Origin of the sequence: Dickeya sp. MK7 (assembly GCF_000406305.1) — a bacterium.
GTDB classification, from domain to species: Bacteria; Pseudomonadota; Gammaproteobacteria; order Enterobacterales; family Enterobacteriaceae; genus Dickeya; species Dickeya fangzhongdai.
In genome coordinates this window covers 1854743-1877845 of the sequence record NZ_CM001984.1, presented here as the reverse complement: position 1 = coordinate 1877845, position 23103 = coordinate 1854743, and the positions used below count along the sequence as shown (strand labels likewise).

22 protein-coding genes and 1 tRNA gene are annotated in these 23103 nt (G+C 56.8%); 11 read left to right on the top strand and 12 right to left on the bottom strand.

The window, feature by feature from the left end; all coding sequences use genetic code 11:
• Nucleotides 1–16 precede the first annotated feature (16 nt).
• A complete protein-coding gene (gene mtfA / locus DXXMK7_RS08155; RefSeq protein WP_038918649.1) occupies nt 17–808 on the top strand; it encodes a DgsA anti-repressor MtfA in 792 nt (263 codons plus the stop codon).
• 109 nt (nt 809–917) lie between these two features.
• Nucleotides 918–993: transfer RNA gene (locus DXXMK7_RS08150), tRNA-Asn, on the top strand.
• Between the two features lie 220 nt (nt 994–1213).
• Here DXXMK7_RS08150 and DXXMK7_RS08145 read toward each other — a convergent pair.
• The gene (locus DXXMK7_RS08145; RefSeq protein ID WP_038918648.1) at nt 1214–1642 is read right to left on the bottom strand and encodes a hypothetical protein; all 429 of its coding nucleotides are present in this window, start codon (nt 1640–1642) and stop codon (nt 1214–1216) included.
• A 46-nt stretch (nt 1643–1688) separates the two neighbouring features.
• Entirely contained in the window at nt 1689–2633 is a 945-nt protein-coding gene (locus DXXMK7_RS08140; protein ID WP_371206763.1) for an AraC family transcriptional regulator, read from the bottom strand.
• Nucleotides 2634–2992: 359 nt separating this feature from the next.
• Between DXXMK7_RS08140 and DXXMK7_RS08135 the strand changes: the two genes are divergently transcribed.
• The 8 genes from DXXMK7_RS08135 to DXXMK7_RS08100 all read left to right on the top strand — a co-directional run bounded on the left by DXXMK7_RS08135 (nt 2993) and on the right by DXXMK7_RS08100 (nt 11729).
• Nucleotides 2993–4141, top strand: a complete 1149-nt coding sequence (locus tag DXXMK7_RS08135; RefSeq protein WP_038918647.1) for an iron-containing alcohol dehydrogenase — start codon at nt 2993–2995, stop codon at nt 4139–4141.
• An 81-nt stretch (nt 4142–4222) separates the two neighbouring features.
• Nucleotides 4223–5314, top strand: coding sequence for an alpha/beta hydrolase (locus DXXMK7_RS08130; RefSeq protein ID WP_038918646.1), 1092 nt, complete (start codon nt 4223–4225; stop codon nt 5312–5314).
• A 289-nt stretch (nt 5315–5603) separates the two neighbouring features.
• Nucleotides 5604–6539, top strand: coding sequence for a metal ABC transporter solute-binding protein, Zn/Mn family (locus tag DXXMK7_RS08125; protein ID WP_038918645.1), 936 nt, complete (start codon nt 5604–5606; stop codon nt 6537–6539).
• Nucleotides 6536–7432, top strand: coding sequence for a manganese/iron ABC transporter ATP-binding protein (locus DXXMK7_RS08120; protein WP_038918644.1), 897 nt, complete (start codon nt 6536–6538; stop codon nt 7430–7432). Before DXXMK7_RS08125 ends, DXXMK7_RS08120 begins: the two co-directional genes overlap by 4 nt.
• Entirely contained in the window at nt 7425–8279 is an 855-nt protein-coding gene (locus DXXMK7_RS08115) for a metal ABC transporter permease (RefSeq protein ID WP_038918643.1), read from the top strand. The genes DXXMK7_RS08120 and DXXMK7_RS08115 overlap by 8 nt, the downstream gene beginning before the upstream one ends.
• A gap of 1 nt (nt 8280) precedes the next feature.
• Nucleotides 8281–9108: a metal ABC transporter permease gene (locus DXXMK7_RS08110; protein ID WP_038918642.1), complete on the top strand. Its 828-nt coding sequence runs from the start codon at nt 8281–8283 to the stop codon at nt 9106–9108.
• A gap of 450 nt (nt 9109–9558) precedes the next feature.
• Nucleotides 9559–10422, top strand: a complete 864-nt coding sequence (locus tag DXXMK7_RS08105) for an ETX/MTX2 family pore-forming toxin (RefSeq protein WP_038918640.1) — start codon at nt 9559–9561, stop codon at nt 10420–10422.
• A 374-nt stretch (nt 10423–10796) separates the two neighbouring features.
• On the top strand, nt 10797–11729 hold the full coding sequence (locus DXXMK7_RS08100; RefSeq protein WP_038920912.1) for a LysR substrate-binding domain-containing protein: 933 nt from the start codon (nt 10797–10799) through the stop codon (nt 11727–11729).
• Here DXXMK7_RS08100 and mdcH read toward each other — a convergent pair.
• The 9 genes from mdcH to DXXMK7_RS08055 all read right to left on the bottom strand — a co-directional run bounded on the left by mdcH (nt 11713) and on the right by DXXMK7_RS08055 (nt 20316).
• On the bottom strand, nt 11713–12621 hold the full coding sequence (gene mdcH / locus DXXMK7_RS08095; RefSeq protein WP_038918639.1) for a malonate decarboxylase subunit epsilon: 909 nt from the start codon (nt 12619–12621) through the stop codon (nt 11713–11715). The two genes, DXXMK7_RS08100 and mdcH, sit on opposite strands and share 17 nt — an antisense overlap.
• Before the next feature lies 1 nt (nt 12622).
• A complete protein-coding gene (locus DXXMK7_RS08090; protein ID WP_038918638.1) occupies nt 12623–13237 on the bottom strand; it encodes a malonate decarboxylase holo-ACP synthase in 615 nt (204 codons plus the stop codon).
• A 3-nt stretch (nt 13238–13240) separates the two neighbouring features.
• Nucleotides 13241–14200, bottom strand: a complete 960-nt coding sequence (locus DXXMK7_RS08085) for an AEC family transporter (protein WP_038918637.1) — start codon at nt 14198–14200, stop codon at nt 13241–13243.
• Nucleotides 14201–14504: 304 nt separating this feature from the next.
• The gene (gene mdcE, locus DXXMK7_RS08080) at nt 14505–15305 is read right to left on the bottom strand and encodes a biotin-independent malonate decarboxylase subunit gamma (protein WP_038918636.1); all 801 of its coding nucleotides are present in this window, start codon (nt 15303–15305) and stop codon (nt 14505–14507) included.
• On the bottom strand, nt 15302–16135 hold the full coding sequence (locus DXXMK7_RS08075) for a biotin-independent malonate decarboxylase subunit beta (protein WP_038918635.1): 834 nt from the start codon (nt 16133–16135) through the stop codon (nt 15302–15304). Before DXXMK7_RS08075 ends, mdcE begins: the two co-directional genes overlap by 4 nt.
• Nucleotides 16128–16427 carry a malonate decarboxylase acyl carrier protein gene (mdcC, locus tag DXXMK7_RS08070; protein ID WP_038918634.1) on the bottom strand — a complete coding sequence of 100 codons (300 nt, stop codon included), beginning with the start codon at nt 16425–16427 and terminating at the stop codon, nt 16128–16130. The genes DXXMK7_RS08075 and mdcC overlap by 8 nt, the downstream gene beginning before the upstream one ends.
• Nucleotides 16428–16436: 9 nt before the next feature.
• Nucleotides 16437–17294 (bottom strand): triphosphoribosyl-dephospho-CoA synthase, encoded by an 858-nt coding sequence (locus DXXMK7_RS08065; protein WP_038918632.1) that lies wholly within the window; start codon nt 17292–17294, stop codon nt 16437–16439.
• A complete protein-coding gene (mdcA, locus tag DXXMK7_RS08060; protein ID WP_038918631.1) occupies nt 17294–18949 on the bottom strand; it encodes a malonate decarboxylase subunit alpha in 1656 nt (551 codons plus the stop codon). The genes DXXMK7_RS08065 and mdcA overlap by 1 nt, the downstream gene beginning before the upstream one ends.
• 392 nt (nt 18950–19341) lie before the next feature.
• Complete coding sequence (locus tag DXXMK7_RS08055) at nt 19342–20316, bottom strand: chemotaxis protein (RefSeq protein ID WP_038918629.1); 975 nt, start codon at nt 20314–20316, stop codon at nt 19342–19344.
• Nucleotides 20317–21063: 747 nt separating this feature from the next.
• Between DXXMK7_RS08055 and DXXMK7_RS08050 the strand changes: the two genes are divergently transcribed.
• The gene (locus tag DXXMK7_RS08050) at nt 21064–22284 is read left to right on the top strand and encodes an MFS transporter (RefSeq protein WP_038918628.1); all 1221 of its coding nucleotides are present in this window, start codon (nt 21064–21066) and stop codon (nt 22282–22284) included.
• Nucleotides 22285–22402: 118 nt separating this feature from the next.
• On the opposite strand, the gene DXXMK7_RS08045 is transcribed toward DXXMK7_RS08050, so the two are convergent.
• Nucleotides 22403–23023, bottom strand: coding sequence for a transcriptional regulator (locus DXXMK7_RS08045; protein ID WP_038918627.1), 621 nt, complete (start codon nt 23021–23023; stop codon nt 22403–22405).
• Nucleotides 23024–23103: the final 80 nt, after the last annotated feature.

Sequence of the window (23103 nt, the reverse complement as noted above, 5' to 3'; positions counted from 1 at the left end):
CTTAGCGAGCAACACCATGATGAAGTGGCAATGGAAATCCCCTACCCCCGACGCTTTTTCGGACTGGCAGCAGGCGTTGTCAATCCCGCTGTTAACGCCGCTGGCTGAGACTGAACGCCAGCGTATCGCCATACTGGCCAGGCAGTTTCTGCGCCAGAAACGCCTGGTGCCGCTGCAGGGGCTGGCGCTGACTGAGCTAATGGCGCAGCGCATCGCGCTATTGTTTGCGCTCCCGGTGCTGGAGCTGGGTATCGAATGGCTTGACGGCTTTCATGACGTACTGATTCACCCCGAACCTTTTATGGTTGATGGCGAGTGGATGGATGAATTCGGTCTGGTGCATAGCGGCCCCAGCGTACAATCGGGTCAGAGCTGGGATCAGGGACCGATCGTACTGAACTGGCTGGAGATTCAGGATTCGTTCGATCTTTCCGGATTCAATCTGGTTATCCACGAAGTCGCGCACAAACTGGATATGCGCGGCAACGAACGCCCGTCTGGCGTTCCTTCCATGCCGCTGCGTGATGTAGCACGCTGGGAGCAGGTGCTGCATGCCGCGATGGAGGAACTGCGCGAGGAAATAGAGCTGGTGGGCGAAGACGCCGCCAGTATGGACCCTTACGCCGCGACCGATCCAGCGGAGTGCTTCGCCGTGTTGTCCGAGTATTTTTTCAGCGCGCCAGACCTGCTGGCGGAGCGATTCCCGGCGGTATACCAACACTTTTGCGGTTTTTACCGCCAAAGCCCGTTGGAACGCTTGCAGCACTGGCAAGCGAGCCATCCACTGGCTGATTTGTCATCAGAATGACGCTGAATCCTACGGATTGTACAGAAGCCAAGCAGTCAGCGCAGAATGTCGATGTTGCCCGTTGACAGCTTACGGGCACCACGGATAAGATGCGCCCCGTTCAAGCGATTCCTCTGTAGTTCAGTCGGTAGAACGGCGGACTGTTAATCCGTATGTCACTGGTTCGAGTCCAGTCAGAGGAGCCAGATTTAGAAAAGCAGATGTCGAAAGGCATCTGCTTTTTGCTTTTCAGACACTCACTACCCTTCTCATCTATACCCGCCCAGTAAAGCACCCTGTAGTCATTACTCTTGTTGATATCTCTGTTTACAACGCGCTTATACCAACAGTAAAGAGGAATGCGCGCTGCCTATTATTGATACTAAATAAAACATTGAGCAGGAATACCGCTCACGAGTAGCCTTGTTATAACAGCGCTATCTGCTGAATATTAAGATGATGCGATAGCTCGCGCACAATGACCAGATAGCTGATAAAGCCCGTGTCATCCGGGAATTCGCCGTCGTGAAAGGGGCTGCCGGAAATGACATCCGCCACCCGGTTGAACACGTTCTCGATTTGTTGCTGAGTCAGCATGTCGTGGCTGCCGGCGCTGCGGGCTATCTCTTTAAGATAACTGTCGGCAGAAGCAATATGTTGCGCCACCTGACGTAGCGCCGGTGTCGCCTGCAATTGGTCTTCAATGGTGGCGATCGCCATTTCCACTTCATAAGGCGACGGGATTTTGCGGCGGAAAAACTGGCGGGCAATGGCGCGGTATCCTATCGACAAGGCGATATCGGGGGTAGTAAACCGCACATGCTCTTCGTCGATAGTGAACGAATCATTCATCATCGTGATTCCTGAAACAGGCATTGGATGACCAAAACAATAACGCTGATTAATCGGAAAGGGAAACCATCCCCGCTGGTTTTTGCGGCTTATCCGGCTCTCCGGGGTGAGAGTCGCCTCCCCCACTATCCGCCTTGCGCCGTAATCCGTCTATGTCACGCTTGGGCGGCGCCCCGAAAAGGCGCGTGTACTCACGGCTGAATTGCGACGGGCTCTCATAGCCGACGTCGAAGGCCGCGCTGGCCGCATCCAAATCCTCGTTCAGCATCAGGCGCCGGGCTTCATTCAACCGCAGCCACTTTTGATACTGCAAGGGGCTCATGGCAGTCAGTTGCCGAAAGTAATGATGCAGGCTGGATGTGCTCATCTGCACATAGGCCGCAAGCTCATCAATCCGGAGCGTTGCGGTGTAATTGAGTTTCAGCCAGTCGATAGCCCGGGAGACCCGGTGTCCCTGGCTTCCTACCGACGCGATTTGCCACAGCCGCGCGGCCTGATCGCTCATCAGCAGGCGATAGTGGATTTCCCGTTCGATAAGCGGCGCGAGCACCGGGATCGAGCCGGGCTCATCAAGCAAATCCAGCATCCGCCTGAAGGGTTCAATCAACACCGGCGTGACCGTACCGATACCAATGCCTCTGTCATTTGTCCGCAGCGTGGGCAACGGCAAACCGCCCTGAGCGATCAGCTCCGCCATGATGCGAAGATCGAACTTCATGGACAACCCCAGACAGGGCTTGTCCGGGCTGGCGACGTTCACTTGCGAATTAGCCGGAAGATCCAGCGACGTGATCAGAAAACGCTGGGTGTTATAAGAGTAGGCTTCGCCGCCCACCAGCATTTGTTTTTCGCCCTGAACCACGAGGATAATGCTGGGCTCGACCAAACAAGTGGTCGGCGGCATCGGAGCTTCACGTCGAAAGAGCGTCAGGCTCGGAATCGGGGTGGTACAGTCCGTCTGACCGGCGGTCCATCGCCCGATAACCTGCGCCATCGCCTCACTCGCCACGCCGACCGCGTCGACGTCGTGTCGTCTTATCTGTTGTTCCTGATTCGGCATACCACGTCTCCAGTCAGTGCCTTTTGGCAGCATATCCTCACGACACGATAGAGCCAATCGACAATCCCGGTAGTTGGAGGATCAGGCAATAAATGCGGAGTATCTGTCTATCGATGGGCTGACAAGATCACGAAAAATGCATCCTGCAAGAACGTTAAGCGGTCAGCGTAATCCCGGTCATCCCTCAGCACGTGTTTTCGCTCCGTTCCGATATATGTCGATTCAGTCCGCTCATCCCTCAGCCTGTGTCCGGCGACAAAATGAGCAACCAGACAGATTCAAAGGATGTAAATATGGAAAACTTCACTTTCTTTAACCCGACCCAAATCGAATTCGGCGTCGGCAAGGAACAACAGATCGGTCAGCATCTGGCCGATCATGGCATTAAAAAAGTGCTGCTCTGCTACGGCAGTGAGCGCATCAAACGCAACGGTCTTTTCAACACCGTCAGCCAGAGTCTCTCCGGGCAAGGCATCGAACTGATCGAATGCGGCGGTATCGTCAGTAACCCGGTTATCTCGAAGGTGCGGGAAGGGATTGACCTGGCAAAAGCGCATCAGGTCGACGCCATTCTGAGCGTCGGCGGCGGATCGGTGCTCGACAGCGTCAAGGCGATCGCGGCCGGCGTCCGCTACGACGGCGATGTCTGGGACTTGTTTACCGGCAAAGCCCCCGTCGAGTCGGCGCTGCCGCTGTTCGCCATTCTGACGCTGGCCGCGACCGGCAGCGAAATGAACCCGGGCGCGGTGGTCACCAATGACGAAACCAAAGAGAAGTTCTTTATCTCGTCGCCCGCGCTGTTCCCCAAGGTATCCATCGTCAACCCGGCGCTGATGCAGGACGTACCTCGTGACTATCTGGTGTATTCCGCTTCGGATGTCATCGCTCATTTGATCGAGGTTTATTTCACCGCGACGGTGCATCCCAAGCTGCAATCACGGCTGGTTGAATCCCTGATCAACACGGTCATTGAGACAACCGAGGCGTTGCTTGCTGATGCGACAGACTATAACGCCCGTGCACAGTTCGCGTGGGCCGCGACCTTGGCGCTGAATGGCCTGACCTTTTCCGGCGCAGCGGGCTTTAGCTATCCCAACCACGCCATCGAACACTCGCTTTCCGCGCTGTTCAACGTACCGCATGGCGCCGGCCTGTCGGTGGTGGTCCCGGCCTGGATGAAATGGTACATCGACCGCAACCCGGCGCAGTTCGAACGATTTGCCCGCAACGTATTTGGCGTCGATACCGGCGAGCAAGGCATCGCCGCACTGGAAGGCTGGTTCAACACCATCGGTACTCCTACGCGTCTGCCACAGCTGGGTATCCGGGAAACCGCTTTGCCGGGCATCGTTGAAAACGTACAGAGCAACGTCCGTGTCTTTGGTATTGCCGACACCTATTCCCCGGACGTGGTGACCGCCATTCTGAAGAATGCGTTGTAGCCGTTTAGTTGTGACATCCCCCTGATAAGGTCAGTGTCCCTTATCAGGCGGTATCCCGTAATCATTCGAGAGATAATCCGCATGAACAGCCTGCTTTCCCGCAATACGTTCATTCAAAACGCTATCGCTATTTGCGTAGCGACAGTATTGACCAGCGTCCAGCCGGTGCTGGCGCAGTCCCCTTCCGCGTCAGCCAATGGCGATGCCCTGCAACTGACTCAGGAATGGGATAAAACGTTTCCGAAAAGCGATAAAGTCGACCAGCGGAAAGTCACTTTCAAAAACCGCTACGGCATTACCCTGGCCGCCGATCTGTATTTGCCAAAAAACCGTGGCAACCAGCGACTGGCAGCGCTTGCGATCAGCGGTCCCTTTGGCGCGGTAAAAGAGCAGTCTTCCGGTCTGTATGCGCAAACCATGGCCGAGCGCGGCTATGTTACGCTGGCCTTCGACCCGTCTTATACCGGCGAAAGCGGCGGAGAGCCTCGCAATGTGGCTTCACCGGATATCAATACCGAAGATTTCAGCGCCGCGGTCGACTTTCTCGGTTTGCAGCCCTTTGTTGATCGCAACCGTATCGGCATTATCGGTATATGCGGTTTCGGCGGCATGGGGCTAAACGCCGCCGCGGTGGACAAACGCATCAAAGCCGTTGTCACCACCAGCATGTATGACATGTCCCGCACCATGGCGAAAGGCCTGAACGATAGCCTGACCAACGCGCAGCGCACCGAAATGCTGGAGCAAATGAGCCAGCAACGCTGGGTTGACGCCCAGAAAGGCACGCCCGCCGCCGGTCCCCGCATTTTGCCGGAGAAACTGGACAGCAACCCCAATCCGATCATCAAGGAGTTTTTCGAGTATTACCGCACACCGCGCGGCTATCACAAGAACTCGCCGAACTCCAATGGCGCCTGGACGGCCACCACGCCGCTATCGTTCATGAATATGCCGCTGCTGACCTATGTCAACGAAATATCGCCGCGCCCGATCCTGCTCATCGCTGGTGAGAATGCGCATTCGCGTTATTTCAGTGAAGATATCTATCAGGCGGCAGCGCAACCGAAGGAACTCATGATTATCAAGGATGCCAACCACGTCGATCTCTACGATCGTCTGGATAAAATTCCGTTTGATAAGATTTCCGATTTCTTCAGCAACAACCTGAAATAAGCAATACGACGGCCATCGGGAGCGAGATGATATTCGTTGCCAGATGGCCTGTCGGCATTTTATATCCGCCATCGTTTATAACCGCACTGGTTTTACTCGTCCAGCGCGGACTGATCGTCGTATTTATCGCGCACAACCACTCCCCCCGCGCAGAAAGCGCATGAAACTACAACCATTTACACCCAAAACAATTTACTTCGTGGTGTTATTGAGGTGTTAAATGTAGTCTGTTAACATAGCGCTGGTTTTAAATGAAAATGGTTATCATTATCATTGTTGGGAGAGTGTTATGTTTACGGCCTTTCAGATGCGCAAGACGTGGTTATCCTTCCCGTTTCCCTTTTCTGCTGCTGCGCTATCAGCGGCTCTGCTGGCGCTGCTGTTCGGTTTTTCGCTACCGGCGACGGCAAAACTCAAGGTGGTCACCACATTTACCATCATTCAGGACATCGCCCAACATGTTGCCGGCGATGCCGCTACCGTCGAATCGATCACCAAACCGGGCGCGGAAATCCACGACTACCAGCCCACGCCGCGGGATATCGCCAAAACGCAGTCGGCAAACCTGATTCTGTGGAATGGCCTGAACCTGGAGCGCTGGTTCGGTCGGTTCTTTGAAAACATTCAGGGCGTGCCGTCCGTGGTCGTCAGCGAAGGCGTCGCCCCTATCGCGATCAGCGAAGGTCCCTACAACGGCAACCCGAATCCCCACGCCTGGATGTCGCCGAACAATGCATTGATTTACATTGAAAATATCCGGGCGGCGCTGGTGAAATACGATCCGGATAATACGGAAACCTATAACCGCAACGCCAAAAATTACGCCGCGCAAATCATGGCGCTGGATCAACCGCTGCGGGCTCGGCTGAACAATATTCCGGCCGAACACCGCTGGCTGGTGACCAGCGAAGGCGCGTTCAGCTATCTGGCGCGCGACTACGGCCTGAAAGAACTGTATCTGTGGCCGATCAACGCCGACGAACAGGGCACGCCGCAACAGGTTCGCCATGTTATTGATGAAGTGCGCCAGCATCAGATCCCGGTCGTATTCAGTGAAAGCACGGTATCGGACAAACCGGCGCGTCAGATCAGCAAAGAAACCGGCGCGCGCTATGGCGGCGTGCTCTATGTGGATTCACTGTCGACCAAAGACGGCCCGGTGCCCGACTACATTTCGCTGTTGAAAACCACCGTAGACACCATTGCAAAAGGTTTTAACCAATGACCCGGCACGCAGAAGACGCACAGCTGACCGTGCAGGACATCACGGTCACCTACAACAATGGCCATACCGCCATCCATAACGCCAGTTTTCAGCTCCACGGCGGCACCATCTGCGCGCTGGTGGGGGTAAACGGCAGCGGAAAGTCAACGCTGTTCAAAAGCATTATGGGCATCGTCCGCCCCACCACCGGCAGCGTGTCGCTCAACGGGTTGCCCGTCAGGCAGGCGCTTAAAAGCAATCTCATCGCCTATGTGCCCCAGACCGAGGAGGTGGACTGGAACTTCCCGGTGCTGGTTGAAGATGTGGTGATGATGGGGCGCTACGGCAAGATGTCGATGTTTCGCATTCCGTCAGCGGAAGACAAAAAGCAGGTGGCGCTGGCGCTGGAGCGCGTCGGCATGGCGGAACTGCACCAGCGCCAGATTGGCGAGCTGTCCGGCGGGCAAAAGAAGCGGGTGTTTCTGGCGCGCGCGCTGGCGCAGCAGGCGCAAATCATCCTGCTGGACGAACCGTTCACCGGCGTTGATGTGCAGACGGAAAACGCGATTATCAAATTGCTGAAAACGCTGCGCGAAGAGGGCCACCTGATTCTGGTGTCCACCCATAACCTCGGCAGCGTGCCCGAGTTTTGCGATCAGGTGGTGCTGATCAACCGCACCGTACTGGCGGTCGGCCCGACGGAGAGCACCTTCACGCACCCCAATCTGGAGAAAACCTTCGGCGGCGTGCTGCGTTACCTGCGCCTGTCGGGGCAACAGCTGCATCAGGACGCCGATGCCCGCGAGCTGACGGTGCTGACGGACGATGAACGCCCCGCGGTCTTTTACGGCAAGGGCAGCCTGACGCCGCCCCATCGCTCATCCGCGGATGATGAGGATAAACGCCATGATTGATGCGTTGCTGGCGCCCTTCCAGTATGAATACATGGTCAAAGCCATCCTGATAAGCAGCCTCGTCGGCGGCACCTGCGCCTTTTTGTCCGCCTACCTGATGCTAAAAGGCTGGTCGCTGATGGGCGACGCGCTGTCGCATTCGGTGGTGCCGGGCGTGGCCGGCGCTTATGCGCTGGGGCTGCCCTACGCCGCCGGCGCGTTTTTCGCCGGCATCCTAGCGGCACTCGCTATGACCTTCATCCGGCATCTGACCCGTATCCGGGAAGATGCGGTGATCGGGTTTATCTTCTCCACGTTTTTTGCCGCCGGGCTGTTGATCATTTCGCTGAACCCGACCGCGGTGAACGTGCAGTCGATCATCTTCGGCAATATTCTGGGCATTGCCGATGAAGACATTTTGCAGGTGGCGCTGATTATCGGTATTTCACTCATCGTGCTGTGTTTTATCTGGAAAGATCTGTTCGTCACCTTTTTTGACGAAATCCACGCCAGAACCATCGGCCTGTCGCCGCTGCGGCTGAAAATCATCTTCTTCACCCTGTTGAGCGCCTGCACCGTCGCCGCACTGCAAACGGTGGGCGCCATTTTGGTGATCGCGATGGTGATTACGCCCGGCGCCACCGCCTGGCTGCTGACCGACCGCTTCCCGCGGCTGGTGCAGATCGCCATTGCGCTCGGCACCGTCACCAGCGGCGTGGGCGCCTGGCTGAGTTTCTTCCTGAACGGCGCCACCGGCGGCATCATCGTTTCACTGCAAACGCTGATGTTTCTGCTGGCGTTTGTCTTCGCGCCCCGCCACGGGTTGCTGGCCGCCCGTCGTCAACGCCGTCTGGCGATGAGGAAATAATATGGAATGGTTGACCTTGTTAGCCGAACCCTTTGCCTTTCCGTTCATGGTCAAAGCCATGCTGGCGGCGGGCGTGGTCGGCATGGTGTGCGCGGTACTCTCCTGCTTTATGGTGCTCAAAGGCTGGTCGCTGATGGGGGACGCCGTTTCCCACGCCGTGCTGCCCGGCGTGGTGCTGGCCTGGCTGGCGGGCATTCCGTTGGCGATCGGCGCGTTCGCCTCCGGTTTGTTTTGCGCGCTGGCTACCGGCTATGTGAAGGAGCGTTGCCGCATCAAAGAAGACACGGTGATGGGGATTTTGTTTTCCGGCATGTTCGCCCTCGGTCTGGTGCTGTTTTCACGCGTCAATACCGAGCAGCACCTGAGCCATATCCTGTTCGGCAACGTGCTGGGGATCACCCGCTACGAACTGCAGCAAACGCTGACCATCAGCCTGTTGGTGCTGGCGGTAGTCCTGATTAAATGGCGCGACCTGGTGCTGTACTGCTTTGACGCCACGCAGGCGCAGGTCTGCGGCCTGCCGGTAAAACTGCTGCACTATGGCCTGTTGACCCTGCTGTCGCTGACCATCGTCGCCGCGCTGCAGGCCGTCGGCGTGATTCTGGTGATCGCCATGTTGATCACCCCCGGCATTACCGGGTTTGTGCTGTGCAAACGGTTCAGCGCCATGATGCTGGTGGCGGTAACCAGCGCCACCTTCTCGTCGGTTTTCGGCACCTGGCTCAGCTATTTCCTTGATGGCGCGACCGGGCCGTGCATCGTGCTGATTCAGTCGCTGATTTTTATCATCGCGCAGTGCACCGCGAAAATGCGAAAACCGCAACACTGACCGGATACGGTTCGCTGGGGCCTGCCAAGCGAGGCTCCGGCAGCAACGGACATCACGTCACGTTGTTCTACAGTCGTAGAAATTGACATCGACAATCCTTCTTCAATAGAGAATTTCTCACCCGATATCAGCCCTGCTGAGATATTTTTACATTGACGAAAATAAATTATTTTCCTTGAAATTATGGCAACGACTTAATTAACGCCTTAACACTCTTTCCTGACTAACAAAAAAATAATAAATTTAAATTTGTCGTTATAAAAAAACACACCTATGCTGATAAATATTAGATTTGATGTAAAAGAATTAAACAATCCAACTTGTAGACTGACAACTAACACATTCGCGGCGTAATAGCATTAGCACTATCAATATCCGCAACAAAAAAGAAAACAACCTAATTATGCATGTTGATGAAAACTCACAACCCATAAATTAAGGAACGTTATCATGTCAATAAAAGTTGATATCACTGCATCATCAGACAACCATCAAACGATAGCCACGGCTACAGGAAATGATATTTCCGTTATCAGCAATGAAGAAAGAGGTACTTTTCAGCTAAACGATCAACAGTTAAAGAGGGCAGTTGAAGTTTATTTTGGCAAAAAACCAAATGACGCATACCTTTCTAGTCCTACGCCCTGGGGGGATTTATATAAGACCTACAATTGGCAGCAGGTTATGAGAACCTTACAGCCGGTAAGCACAAGGGTCATAAGCCAAAACTCAACACCGGTCATTGTTATGGAACAGGATTTTGTTAATAACAGTTCTGTTCCTGCTGTTTATAATGTAAAAATCTCACAAAGTGTTCAGAACACAGTAAAATCCAGCTGGAATACTGGAGGAAAGCTAACTGTAGGTCAGAAAGTTAAGTATGGCATATCCTTTCTGGGAACAGGTGGCGGGGGCGAGTCATCTATATCGTATGAACAGTCGTGGGGAATTGGCGGTGAACAATCTACGACTATAACGTTAGGAACTGAATCCGGCTTGCAGGTTACTCTACAGCCAGGCCAGGCCGTTACGGCAGAGCTGGTCGCATCCAGAGGATCGATGAAAGTTCAGGTAGATTATCAGGCGTCTCTTTCTGGAATCAGTGCGGTTAATTATAACCCCACCTATAAAGACCATCATTTTTGGGGACTTCCCATCACTCAGATCATGAGAAGTTCAAACATAAGTAATGCGATAGTTTCATCTGAAATAATCGATATCGGATTTTACGCTGATTCAAAAGTTATTCTTCGCGACAAAAATACCGGTGGAGTTTTCAGAACATTTAATCTTTTCGACAAACACACCGACTAGCATTAACTGAAGATCATACATTTACCCCCCATTATTTCGTGTTCCACTAGGGGGGTATTATGTTGAAAGCTTAATCCTTATATTTACATTTAACGATCACATTTCAGTATTTTCATTTTCTTGTAAATTTCACAGCAACACCCACCAGGTGATGAAACCACCGTAACACCCGTCCAGATATCGGGATCCGGCAGGTTAAGTAAAATAGGTTTGAACACGGCAGCCACAATCCGACACTCAGCCAGTTATGCACGATAGTCATACTGAATTAATTGCAGGATGCAACCTAACTCCCCTTTTACCACGCATTGCAGGTACAATTCCCTACCCGTTACCCGATTTACATCCGCGCGCTATCACGCAATGAGTCCGATATGTTAAAAGACGGCGACATCACGTTCCGCAAGCTTGAGATTTTCAAGACGTTCATGGAGAGCGGCACCATCACCCGCACCGCTGAACTCCTCGGGCTCAGCGGCGTCAGCGTGCATCGAGCGCTGCATACGCTGGAAGAAGGGGTACGCTGCCCGTTGTTTATCCATAAAGGGCGCAATCTGGTGGCGCTGCCGGCGGCGCATACGCTGCTGGAGTACAGTCAGGAAGCGATGTTGCTGATGGAACGGGGGCTGGAGGAAACCCGCAAGACCGCGGGGGTTGGTCAGGGGCGCTTGCGCATCGGGACGCTGTATTCGCTGACGCTGGAAACGGTGCCGCGCCTGATTATGGGCGTCAAGCTACGCCGCCCGGATCTGGAGCTGGATTTAACCATGGGGTCGAATCAGCGCCTGCTCGCCATGCTGGATGATCAACAGTTGGACGCGATTCTTATCTCGCTCTCCGACAGCAACATCGACCGTAACCAGTTGGAATTCCTGCCGCTGTTTGAGGATGACATCTGTCTGGCGGCGCCGGCCGCTGCGAAGCTGGATACTCGTCAGCCGGCCGACCTGCGTGATTTCCATCACCAGCGGTTCGTTTCGCTGTCCGAAGGGTTCGCCACCTATGCCGGTTTTCAGGAAGCGTTTCATATCGCCGGGTTCGAGCCGGAGATCGTCACGCGGGTGGACGACATTTTCTCCATGCTGAGTCTGGTGCAGGCCGGCGTCGGCTTTACCCTCATCCCCGAGCGGATGAAAAAAGTGTACGAAAACGATGTACAGTTGCTGAAACTGGCGCCGCCCTACCAAATGCGCCAGCTCATCGCCATCGTGTTCGCCCGCAACCGCGAGCATGACCCGAATCTGCTGGCGCTGGTGGCGGAAGGCCGCATGTACGCCCGCGGCCTGAACGCTACCCCTGCGCCCTAAGCTGGCCGGCGCGGTGGACCACCACATCGATGCCGCTGCGCTCCAGAGAAAACGCCTCGCCACGGCTAAACGCCTGCTTTGCCAGACAGGTCAACACGCCGCCCGGCGGCATCTCAATCGCCAGCCGCACATCGCGCTCTTCAGCCGCAATCATCGCCTCATGCCAGCGCACGGTGCGCGCCATGTTTAGCGCCAGGTCGTCCGCGATGCGTTCCGGCTGCCAGATTGCCCGGGCGGAACTGCCGCTCAGGTAGCCGCATTGCGGCGGCGACAGCTGGAGCGAAGCAAACGCCGCCGCCAGCTGTCTGGCAGGCGCATCCAGCAACGCACAGTGCGACGGTACGCTGACCCGCAGACGTTGCGCCCGGCTGGCGCCGCGTTGCAGCGCCCGTTCCGCCACCTGCGCCATGTTCTCGTCGCTGCCCGCAATCACGATTTGCCGCTCGGCGTTCAGGTTGGCGAGATACGCGCCGCTGTCAACCAGCAACGCTTCCACCTCCGACTGGCTCAACCCCATGATGGCGGTGAGCCCATACCCTTGCGGATAGGCTTGCTCCATCAGGTCGCCGCGCAGCGCCACCAGCCGTAACGCATCGTCAAAACGCAGCACACCGGCGATCACCGCCGCCGGAAACGCGCCAATCGACAGGCCGCTGACCATATCCGGCATCACGCCGCGCGCCATCAGCGCTCTGGCCCAGCCAACGCCCGTGATCAGCAGGCACAGCTGTACCGCGCGGGTATGGCGCAGCGCCTGCGGGCTATCCAACTGGCGAACCTCGTCGCCCAGCACCGCCGCCGCTTCATCCATCACCCCGGTGTCGGCTGGCAGCGACTGCAACATACCGGCATGCTGCGCCCCCTGTCCGGGGAAGGTAAACAGAATCTTCATCTCACCACTCCATTGCCCACGGGTCGCTGACCCGCCGCGGCCCGCGCTCGGTTTTCAACAGCGCTTGCCCGTCTCTCAACCACTCAGCCAGCGCGAAACCGCCGTTGGGCGTTTCCACTTGCGTGTCGGCTCGACACAGCCCCGACGACAATTGCCGTTGCCAGTCCCGCAGGGCTTCCAGGTCCGGCGCCCGAGGCGCGCGAATCAGCAGGTCCAGGTCGCTGTCGGCATGCAGCACCGGCACCTGCGTCGCCAGCGCGTATCCCGTACTGCCGGTTACCCCCCACTGCCACGGCCAGTGCTGCTGCGCCAGTTGAATCGCGACCTGCACCGGCGGTTGCGACACAAACGGCGATGCCAGCAGTGCGGGCAGCTCACCCAGCATTTCCGGGGTCGCCGCGCGTACAATATGCGCCGCCGCCACCCACCCGGCGGCGCGCTGGTCCCGGCGCATGCCGCGCACCCCGACCGGAATACGCCCGGCCGGGTCAACGTCACGCCGCACCACCACCGGCAAAGCCGGTCGCCATTGGCTGTCCACCCAGGGCGCGTCGATACCTTCCAGCGCCTCGCGGGACGCCAGCCATAACAGATCGTGCGGACGTGTCGTTACCATGCTTTAGATTCCTGATGTCAACGTAATAAATAGCGGCAGCGACAGGATACAGAGTACCGAGCTTAACAGCAGCACCGCTTCCGCATCCGGCGACTGCACGCCAAACCGGTTACCGAAAACCACGCCGAAAAAGCCGGCGGACAGAGCAATCATCAGAATCGCGGTGATCGCCACCGCGCCGTGCAGCCCCAACATCAGCACCACCGCCCACGCCAGCGCCGGTTGTACCAGCAGCTTGGCCAGCACCGCGGTGGTGACCACGCGGTTAAGCTTCAACTGGCGCGCCGAAAGAATAACGCCGGTCAGGAACAATGCGGTCGCCGTGGCGGATAGCCCCAGCGGCTTGATCGCCGCCAGCAGCAGCTCCGGCATGCGAATACCAATGGCGGACAGCACCACGCCCAGCAGCGGCCCCAGTACAATCGGCTTTTTCACCGACCGCCACATCAGCACCGGCAGCATCGCCAGCGTAGAGGTCTGGCTGCCGCCTGACGCCCGCGCTTTTTCGCGTTCCAGGATCAGCAAACAGAACGGCGTCATCAGCACCGAACCACAGGCGATGGACACCGCCACCGACAGTGAGGTAGACGAACCGTCGCCCAGCACGCTGCCAAGAATCGGCAGGCCGAGCGCCGCATAGTTGGGCAGCGCCACGGTGAGCGTCAGCACCGCTGCGTCCTGCGGCGTTTTATGAAACAGTTTTACGGCCAGAAAATAAATGGCCGCATAGGTTACCCACATCGCCAGCGTCAGCACCACGATCAGCGGAGCCTGCTGGACAATGCCGGACCAGGGCGTTTGCACCGTGGCGCTGAACAACGCCGCCGGCAGCGCAAAATCCATGACGAAAATATTGAGCAGGGCAACGTTCTTGTTATCCACCATTTTGGCTTTGCCAGCCCAGAACCCCAGCAACATGATGATAAAAATCGGCGCGAGGGCATGAACAATTACATAAGTCATATCGTATTCACCTGTAATAAAAGAGCATGAGTTCCAGCGCGATGGTTAGGCGGCACCCGCTATTATTCGTGTGGCGGAGCACCGCATAGTTTTTTCAGACAAAGGGCGTTCGTGGGCATCCAATGACGCCCATTACCCTTTATCTGGCAGGTCTCTTTACTGGCTTACCGATATCAGGCGGCCGCTCCTTGTTAACCAGGATGCTGACCGCCTGTGTGGGGCTGATTACCTGTGCGAGGCTTCTCCCCGAGTGACGTTCCCTGGTGACGCTTACACCGGCGCGTGGTTTACCCGCAGACGCGGTTTACCACTGCGCCCACATCCGTTCGCGGACCAGCGACGAACTGCGCCGGTTGTCCGCTCCCAGCCGCGTTTTCAGTGAGCGGTCGCGACGGGCGTCGGCAATCGCCTGCTGCAACGCGGCGATCACCTGCGCCGAATCGCCGGCGGACGGCGCATCCGGATTGCTGATATCCAGCAACGCCGACAGCAACCCCAGCGTGGCGTAATTGCGGATGTCATACGCCATCGGCGGGATAGTGGCCGCCAGTTTCTCCAGTTCCTCGACGCTTCTGAGCGTGATGCGCGCGGCGGAGGCCTTGCCCATCGCGTGAATCTGCACCGCGGGGTCATTAAAGGCGATCAGCCGATTGGCCTGATAGCCGTGGGCCAGAAACGCGCCGGACATCGCTTTGCCGACGATCAGCCCGATGACCGGATGCCCGGCGAGGCGAGCCTGCGCATACGCGCCCGCCGCTGCCGCCAGCGCCTGATGGATGCCGAACGCTTCCTCCCGGCGGCCATACGCCTGACTCGGCACGTCGATCACCGCCACAATCGGCCGTTTGTTATCGCTGTGCCGGTCCGCGGCGATAGTCTCATGCACCACTTTCGCCAGCGTCCAGCCTTCAAGCAGCCCCACCTCGCCCTGCGCGGCGCGCGGGTAGTGGTTATCCGCGTCAGGAACAACGGCGATAAAACGGACCGGTTCGCCGGCGATGTCGCCGTCAGCTGCCTGCACCGACGGGCATAGCCCGACCAGTCGCGGTTTACCGTGCGCCAGCGTTTCCAGCCATAACGCGCCGCGATGTGCTACGTGACTCATGGGTTTACCTCCCCGAAAAGCTGTTGGATCTGTTGCGTGTCGGCCTGCACCCGCGTATCGGCGTCGGTCAGTCGCGCCAGATACCACGCATAGTTATCCGACCGGTGTTGCGCCGGAACGCCGCTGGCGAGCGCGTTATCCACCGCCTGTTTGACGGCGTTAACGCCATCGGCCACCAGACTGTCGGCCAGGCCACTGCGGCGACGGATTTCCCCGCCGGTCATGCTCCAGATAAAAGGACGGTCGCGTGAGTCGTACTCGGCAATCCCCGCTTCCTGTTCAATTACCTGCGGGCCGTTGAGCCCAAGACGCGCCTCGCGGGTGACGATCAGGTGGCTGCACAGCGCGGCGGCGATCGACATGCCGCCAAAGCACCCCACCGTACCGGCGATGATGCCGATCACCGGCGTGTAACGGCGCAGGTCGACGATGGCGGCGTGGATATCGGCGATCGCCGCCAGCCCCAGATTGGCCTCCTGCAACCGGACGCCGCCGGTTTCCAGACACAAGATCGCCTGCGTCGGAATACCCTTGCGCTGATCGTCCGCCGCCAGCTCCAGCGCGGCGGCCATTTTGGCGCCGGAGACTTCGCCCATGCTGCCGCCCTGAAACGCACCCTCAATAGCGATCACTACCGTCGGTTTGCCCTGCAGCGTGCCTTTCGCTACCACCATACCGTCGTCGGACTGCACCACGATGCCCTGCGGCCCCAGCCACGGCGAGACGATGCCGTCAAACGGGTCGAGCAATTCGCGGTAGCTGCCCTCATCCAGCAGCGCGCGGGCGCGCTCCCGCGCTTTGAGTTCGATAAAACTGCGATCGTCACGCATGATTCACCCCTTCAAAAACCTGTTCGATACGGATGCGCGCCACACCGGGCGTGGCGCCGAAATCATGAATCTTCATGGCGCCGGCAGGCAGGCCGCCGAGCGAACTTAACCGGTCGAACAGCGCCTGCCAGCGCGCCCGACTGTTATCCACCGACGTGGTGATGTCGATGGAGAGCGTCTGTCCGGCGTTCGCCGTCAACAGCACTTCCATATCACCGGACCCCACCACGCCCGCCAGCGCGTTGCCGCTGGCCGTGCGGGTAGCCGGGAATGACAATGTAATGTGTTCCATAACACCCTCTTAATCGTATAAAGATGGCTGTGCGATACCATCAAGCAATAGCGTGGCGGCCAGCAGATCGGCCGCGCCGCCCGGCGACGCGTTCAGCGCCAGCATATGCGCATCCAGTTGCGCCAGCGCCTGCCGCCCGGCGGGACGAGATATGCCGCCGGCCGCCAATACCGCCCGCGCGCCGCGCTGCATCGTTTCCAGCCCGTCCAGCCCGGCGCGTGACAACACGCAGGTATCGCTCAGCGAGGTCATAATGCTCATCAGCGCATCCAGACGCGCCGCGTCTTCACCGGCGCCTTGCCGGCGGCTATGCAGCAACTGCGGCAGCGCCAGTCGGGTAATGTGCGGGAACCCCTGCTGCGCCTCTTCGCGCGCGCCAGGGACCTGATAACGCTGCGTCGCCCGTCGCCCTTTGCTAAAGACCGTCGGCGCGGCGCTATCCGGCTGGCGGGCAAGACGCGCCGCGGTGTCCGCGATAGCCTGCGAGTCGCCGCCGCCGCCGAGCATCGCCGCCGCGCTGACCAGCAGCCCCAGCGCCCAGATCGCGCCGCGGTGCGTGTTGACGCCGCCGGTCGCCAGCATCATGCGCTGTTCGCCTTCGCGCCCTACCCGACCGACCAACTGGCGCAACGCGGCATCCACCGGGCGTTGCCAGCTCTGAAGCGCCAGCGTATGGAATGTGTCGGTCAGGCTGCGGGCGGAACGCTCCATCAGCGCGAGCGTTAAATCCTGATGCGCGCCGCTGCCGCGGCTATCGACCAGCCCCGGCTTGGGGCTGAGCCGCGCTTCCTCAATCAGGCAGCGCGTCGCGGCCTCGGCCAGCCATTGCGCATACCCCTGCGCGTCGGACTGTCGCTGCGGCTTCATTACCAGCTCCGGAATTTCGCCGGCGGGTTGTACAGGCCGCCCGACCATTCCACCAGATCGGCCACGCTGCCGGCCGCCAGCAGCGAGCGGGTCGCTTCGGTACGGCGGATCCCCAAATCTTCCGGGTAGGCGACCTTGCCGTTGCGGCGGAACTCCGCCACGCGCTGCGCGTCCACCCCCAGCCCGATATCGGTGATCCCGGCTACCGCCGCCACCATCGCCCGGCGTTCCTCCAGACTGTCGGCGCGATAGAGATAGGCGATGCCTTCTTCCGTCAGCACATGGGTGACATCGTCGCCATAAATCATCACCGGCGCCAACGGCATACCGGCCGCTTTCGCCACATCCACCGCGTCGAGTTTTTCCACAAAGGTCGGTTTGACGCCGGCCTGGAAGGTTTCCACCATTTGCACCACCAGCTTGCGCCCGCGCTGCATCGGGTCAGGTTCGTTAATCATGGCGAGCCATGCCGGCGTGGCGTGACGGCGACCGTGCGGGTCATGCCCCATGTTGGGCGCGCCGCCGAATCCGGAAAGACGTCCTTTGGTGACGGTGGACGAGTTGCCCAGCCCATCGACCTGCAATGTCGAACCGATGAACATGTCCACGGCGTACTGCCCCGCCAGCTGGCAAAACGCGCGGTTGGAGCGCATCGAGCCATCGGCGCCGGTGAAGAACACGTCCGGCCGGGCGGCGATATAGGCTTCCATCCCCAGTTCGCCGCCAAAGCAGTGGACACTGTCGACCCAGCCGCTTTCAATCGCCGGAATCAGGGTGGGATGCGGATTGAGGGTCCAGTGCTTACAGATTTTGCCTTTCAGCCCCAGACGCTCGCCGTAGGTCGGCAGCAGCAGCTCAATCGCCGCGGTGTTGAAACCGATGCCGTGGTTGAGCGACTGCACCTGATGCTCGGCGTAAATGCCCTTGATAGCCATCATCGCCATCAGGATGTGCTCTTGTTTGATCAAGCGCGGGTCGCGGGTAAACAGCGGTTCGATAAAGAACGGCTTGTCGGCGACCACCACATAATCAATCCAGGAACCGGGAATATCGACGCGCGGCAAATCCGTTTCGTCGTCCACCAGCTCATTGACCTGAGCGATGACGATACCGTCATGGAACGCGGCGGCTTCAACCAGCGCCGGCGTGTCTTCGGTACTGGGGCCGGTGTACAGGTTGCCTTTGCGATCGGCTTTATACCCCGCCACCAACGCCACATTGGGGATCAGGTCGACATACAGGCGGGAATAGAGTTCGATATAGGTATGGATGGCGCCGACTTCCAGCGCGCCATCCTCCAGCAGTTGCGAAATGCGCAGACTCTGCGTGCCCGAGAAGGAAAAATCGAGCTTGTGGGCGATGCCTTTTTCAAAGATATCCAGATGTTCGCTGCGCCCGACGCTCGGCATGATCATATGCAAGTCATGCACTTTTTGCGGATTGACCTCCGCCAGCGTGCGGGAGAGAAAATCAGCCTGCTTCTGGTTATTGCCTTCCAGCACCACCTTATCGCCGGGAGCGATCAGCTTTTCCAACATCGCGGCAAGATGTTCCGTGGGAAGCACCTTGCCCGGGACGGGTATCGACGCCTTGCGCCGTTGTTTTTCACTGCGGCGCGTATTCCAGAGCCGCGGTGACGTTTGCCCAGACAACATTATTAACCTCCTGATTCAGCTCATCATTTTGATTTGCCTTGGTCTGGTTAAAGTATGTTCCCCGGCCGATGCCGCTTCAATAAAGCCGGTATCGCAATCATTAGCTTTAGAGTAAAGATTAATAGCGCACCGCGGGTCGTCGTGATGCCAGCGCGCGTCCGCTCACGGTTTGCCCCTGCGGCCCGGTTTTGACTCATTGTGATCGACATCGCGCTTTTTAACGCGGGATGGGTAAGCGGTGGCTCGGCAAACGCCGCCGTTAACAGGCAGGGCAATACGGTACCAGCGGGGATTACCGTCTGCGGAGGTTATTGGTCATTCAGGAAAACAGTCCGGGCGGTTACGCTGTCAGCCCTGACCGGACAGGTCAGGGCTGTGGAGAACCGATTACATCACTTGGAGGAAGGGACTTTTTTGTCCACCACGCTGTGAATCGCGGCGGCCAGTTCATTGATTTCGAATTTCGCTACATACGAATCCGCGCCCACGTTACGCACATGGTCTTCGTTCGCGGTGCCGGACAGTGAAGAGTGGATAATAACGGGAATGCTCTTGAGCGTATCATCACGTTTGATATTACGCGTCAGTGTAAAACCATCCATCTCCGGCATTTCCAGATCGGTCAGCACAAAGGCAATCTTGTCCGAAATCGGCCGACCTTCCGCCTGTGCTTCCTGCGCCATTGCCTTGATCTTGTTCCAGGCTTCCAACCCGGTGATATGCATGATGTACGGAATATTCATCACCTTCAGCCCCGTTTCGAGCATCGTTCGCGCGACTTTGGAGTCTTCGGCTACAATCGCCACCGCACCGGGCTTCAGTTTGAAGGTTTTGGCTTCTACGCTTTCAATCTTAATCTCGCGCTCGGTCGGAATAATGTCGTGCAGAATCTGTTCGACATCCAGCACCAGCGCCAGACGGTTACTCGATGGATCGCTGTCCAGACGCGCAATACTGGTAATATAGGTATTGCTGACGCCTGCTTCGGCGGTATTTACCTGACTCCAATCCAGACGAACAATGTCATCAACGGATTCGACCGCAAAAGCCTGAGTGCTGCGTGCATATTCCGTCACCAGCAGGATATTGCGGCCGGTACTCGCAGCACATCCCACTACCGCCGGAAGATCGATAACGGGAATAATCTGCCCGCGAATATTAATCATGCCAAGCATCGGCGGTGTCATACCCGCAGCCTTGGTCAAGGTTGGCATCGGAACGATTTCACGAAGCTTGAACACATTGATGCCGAACAGCTCGGATGGCCCCTCACCGGTAGCCGACCCTAAACGGAACAATAACAATTCAAACTTGTTGGATGAGGTAAGATTGGTTCTCTCCTCAATCTCTCTTTGAAATTTATCCATTCTGTCCTCAATGCAAATAATTATTAATTGTGTGGTTACAAGGCAACATCAGTAATGCAGGCAAATCAGGGCAATACCCTGCCACCTCACTCTACGCGATCGCTGGCGCGCTTCAAATAGCTCTTACTTCTTATACACCATCAAAAAGAAAAATATGTGTCTCACGTCATCCGTCGCATCTTCCTGTTTTAAAAAGCATAGACCACCGGTCATTTATCCACCATTTTCCTGTGACAATTGTTCCGCATCCTGTGAGCAGTGGTTAAAACGCGTCATTGACATAACGTCTGCCGCGGTTTAACCACGAGGCGCTGATCCATTTTGCCGGCAAACTGCCCGCGCGACGCACAAACCGTCGGGACGGCGCATGACAAAACGCGCACGCTGGAAAGGGTTAAATAACAACCTTTCTCGCCGCCCGGCCAGAAAGTCGATAAGCGCGGCTATTTATCGCCACGGTTATCGGAAAAAAGACCTCGCAGCGGCATCCGCGCCGTCACTGTTATTAACTTTATAAATAAGGTCACATTTAAAAACACCCGAGAACAGGATTTAACAAAAAGCTTAAATGAATAAGAGAAATCCCAGAGCATGAAATACTCCGTCGTTTACGCTCATGCACCACATTCTCCATCTATATTATCGCCGCTGTCTGGCGTCATATAGATTGAAATAATGCCATACATTGGAAGTCATTCCATAGATTAGAAAATTTCCACAGATTTGAAAATCACAGGGTTATCCATAATGAAGTTTTTATTCACAAAAAATGTATTACTGCACAATAAATCCTGGTTTTTGCTATCAGGGACATTCTTATCCGTATTATCGTCATTTTTTATTATCCCCTATTACGTTGTGTATTTATACCAGACCCTGGGGATGAGCGTATTTCAGGTTTCGCTATTACTGATGCTACGCGCCACCCTTGAAAAAGGGCTCACCTTGCCCGCCGGCATGATGGCCGACAACATCGGCGCCAAAAAGGTGGCGCTGCTGGGCATTGCCTTACGTATCATCGGGTTAATCCTGCTGGCGGATGCCCATACCTTTGCCGGGCTGGTCGCGTCCGCGTTGATCAACGGCGTCGGTCTGGCATGCGGCATGATAGCCAGCAAGAAAGCCATGCTTGAACTGATTGACAGCGACATGAAAGCCTTCGCGTCTATCGGTCTGGCGATCAACATGGGGGTGGCATTTGGTCCGCTATTTGGTTACCTGATGATCGGTTACGATTTCGCTTTTCTGTGCTACGCCAACGCTGTCTGTCTGGTGGTAGTCGCGATAATCTACCTGATTACGTTATCCAATTTCCGCAGTTATCATAACGATCGCGAACGGGCATCGCCCTGGCAATGGCTCTCAATGCTTCGACAGGTCAATATCCGGCCGTTATTTTTAATGCAATTATGCTTTTTTTATTTCTATACCTTTCTCGAACTGGTCTTTCCGCTTTATTCCTCTCTGAATATTTCATTACTGGCATCCGGAATGACATTTACCATTAACGCGATCACCGTAATTTTTTCAAACCTGTTTATTATCAGCAGAGTAAAAACAGTCGCTCTTGAGCTTTCCTATGGTTTTCTGGTTTTTTCCGTCGCCTTTATTTTGATTGCTATTTCGTCATTAATAGACTCCCCGTTGCAACTGGTTTTTTACGCCATTGGAATATTTTTCTTCAGCATTGCCGAGGTATTTTTCACGGTAATGATAGACGCTCAGGCAATAACCCGTGCGCCGGCAAACGCCAACGGCACCGTCATGGGCTTACTGGGGTTATTTTCGATGACTGGCGTCGGCCTCGGCTATACCCTGAACGGCATCCTTTTCGACTATTTCCATTCTCGTGACATCGTCCCCTGGTTCTGGGGGCTTTTTATTGCGATCAGCGGACTCTTTTTCGTTATCGCGCTCACGGTCAGCCGATGCTGTAAAGAGAACACGGCGCGCCCCAGGCGCTTTTGACCTTAACGTCTGGCCTTAACCTCGCCCACGCATCATCGGCAAAGGCGGTGGGCGAACCGCGTTTGCCGACAGGGCCGCGATTATCCGGCCCGGTGAGGATTATTTGGCCGCGCGGAGATTATTTGGCATAGCTGTAAACCGAGGCGCGAGAAATCCCCAGGTGCTGGGCGATGGTTTCCATGGATTTTTTCACGTCGAGCAAGCCATTTTCCCGCAGTTCCTGGATCAGCTGGCGCCGTTCCGGCGCTTTAAGCGCGCGCGGCGTGGTCGCCAGACGCGCCGCAAACCGATCGATGCGCTGACGAATCGCTTCGGAACCAGACGGTTCCAGGCTTTCGTTAAGCACGCCGGCACTGACCTGATTGAAGCGGGCGAATGCATGCTGAATGCCGCGAAACAGCGTCATATCGACATTGAGACACAGCGACGCGACATACTCGCCGCTGGCGTCCTTGATGCCGATCGAGGTGCTTTTCACCGGCCGACCATCGGCGAACTGGTTGGCGTAATTCGCCACGATACGGGGAAATTCCGGCGATGCGATACGCGCCAGCCCCAGTTCGGTCGCCGGTTGCCCCACTTCCCGCCCGGACAGGTTGTTGTAGATAGCCAGAATGGCGTGTTCCGGGTTTTTCAGATCGTGGATCACCACTTCGCAGAACGGCGCGAACGTCTCTCCCAGCCCTTCCGCAATGGTGCCAAGCTGCTCAAACAGTAGCGAATCAGGCAGATGCGTCATCGCGTTTATCCTTTCATCGACTCATTTTTGGATAAACTATTTACAAATAGACAATATGTCAAATTCGGCCCGGACCTCAT

What these genes read in the sequence shown, in the direction of transcription:
- mtfA (WP_038918649.1), top strand. Translation starts at nt 17, where the DNA reads ATGATGAAGTGGCAATGGAAATCCCCTACCCCCGACGCTTTTTCGGAC.
- DXXMK7_RS08145 (WP_038918648.1), bottom strand. Translation starts at nt 1,642, where the DNA reads ATGATGAATGATTCGTTCACTATCGACGAAGAGCATGTGCGGTTTACT.
- DXXMK7_RS08140 (WP_371206763.1), bottom strand. Translation starts at nt 2,633, where the DNA reads ATGGCGCAGGTTATCGGGCGATGGACCGCCGGTCAGACGGACTGTACC.
- DXXMK7_RS08135 (WP_038918647.1), top strand. Translation starts at nt 2,993, where the DNA reads ATGGAAAACTTCACTTTCTTTAACCCGACCCAAATCGAATTCGGCGTC.
- DXXMK7_RS08130 (WP_038918646.1), top strand. Translation starts at nt 4,223, where the DNA reads ATGAACAGCCTGCTTTCCCGCAATACGTTCATTCAAAACGCTATCGCT.
- DXXMK7_RS08125 (WP_038918645.1), top strand. Translation starts at nt 5,604, where the DNA reads ATGTTTACGGCCTTTCAGATGCGCAAGACGTGGTTATCCTTCCCGTTT.
- DXXMK7_RS08120 (WP_038918644.1), top strand. Translation starts at nt 6,536, where the DNA reads ATGACCCGGCACGCAGAAGACGCACAGCTGACCGTGCAGGACATCACG.
- DXXMK7_RS08115 (WP_038918643.1), top strand. Translation starts at nt 7,425, where the DNA reads ATGATTGATGCGTTGCTGGCGCCCTTCCAGTATGAATACATGGTCAAA.
- DXXMK7_RS08110 (WP_038918642.1), top strand. Translation starts at nt 8,281, where the DNA reads ATGGAATGGTTGACCTTGTTAGCCGAACCCTTTGCCTTTCCGTTCATG.
- DXXMK7_RS08105 (WP_038918640.1), top strand. Translation starts at nt 9,559, where the DNA reads ATGTCAATAAAAGTTGATATCACTGCATCATCAGACAACCATCAAACG.
- DXXMK7_RS08100 (WP_038920912.1), top strand. Translation starts at nt 10,797, where the DNA reads ATGTTAAAAGACGGCGACATCACGTTCCGCAAGCTTGAGATTTTCAAG.
- mdcH (WP_038918639.1), bottom strand. Translation starts at nt 12,621, where the DNA reads ATGAAGATTCTGTTTACCTTCCCCGGACAGGGGGCGCAGCATGCCGGT.
- DXXMK7_RS08090 (WP_038918638.1), bottom strand. Translation starts at nt 13,237, where the DNA reads ATGGTAACGACACGTCCGCACGATCTGTTATGGCTGGCGTCCCGCGAG.
- DXXMK7_RS08085 (WP_038918637.1), bottom strand. Translation starts at nt 14,200, where the DNA reads ATGACTTATGTAATTGTTCATGCCCTCGCGCCGATTTTTATCATCATG.
- mdcE (WP_038918636.1), bottom strand. Translation starts at nt 15,305, where the DNA reads ATGAGTCACGTAGCACATCGCGGCGCGTTATGGCTGGAAACGCTGGCG.
- DXXMK7_RS08075 (WP_038918635.1), bottom strand. Translation starts at nt 16,135, where the DNA reads ATGCGTGACGATCGCAGTTTTATCGAACTCAAAGCGCGGGAGCGCGCC.
- mdcC (WP_038918634.1), bottom strand. Translation starts at nt 16,427, where the DNA reads ATGGAACACATTACATTGTCATTCCCGGCTACCCGCACGGCCAGCGGC.
- DXXMK7_RS08065 (WP_038918632.1), bottom strand. Translation starts at nt 17,294, where the DNA reads ATGAAGCCGCAGCGACAGTCCGACGCGCAGGGGTATGCGCAATGGCTG.
- mdcA (WP_038918631.1), bottom strand. Translation starts at nt 18,949, where the DNA reads ATGTTGTCTGGGCAAACGTCACCGCGGCTCTGGAATACGCGCCGCAGT.
- DXXMK7_RS08055 (WP_038918629.1), bottom strand. Translation starts at nt 20,316, where the DNA reads ATGGATAAATTTCAAAGAGAGATTGAGGAGAGAACCAATCTTACCTCA.
- DXXMK7_RS08050 (WP_038918628.1), top strand. Translation starts at nt 21,064, where the DNA reads ATGAAGTTTTTATTCACAAAAAATGTATTACTGCACAATAAATCCTGG.
- DXXMK7_RS08045 (WP_038918627.1), bottom strand. Translation starts at nt 23,023, where the DNA reads ATGACGCATCTGCCTGATTCGCTACTGTTTGAGCAGCTTGGCACCATT.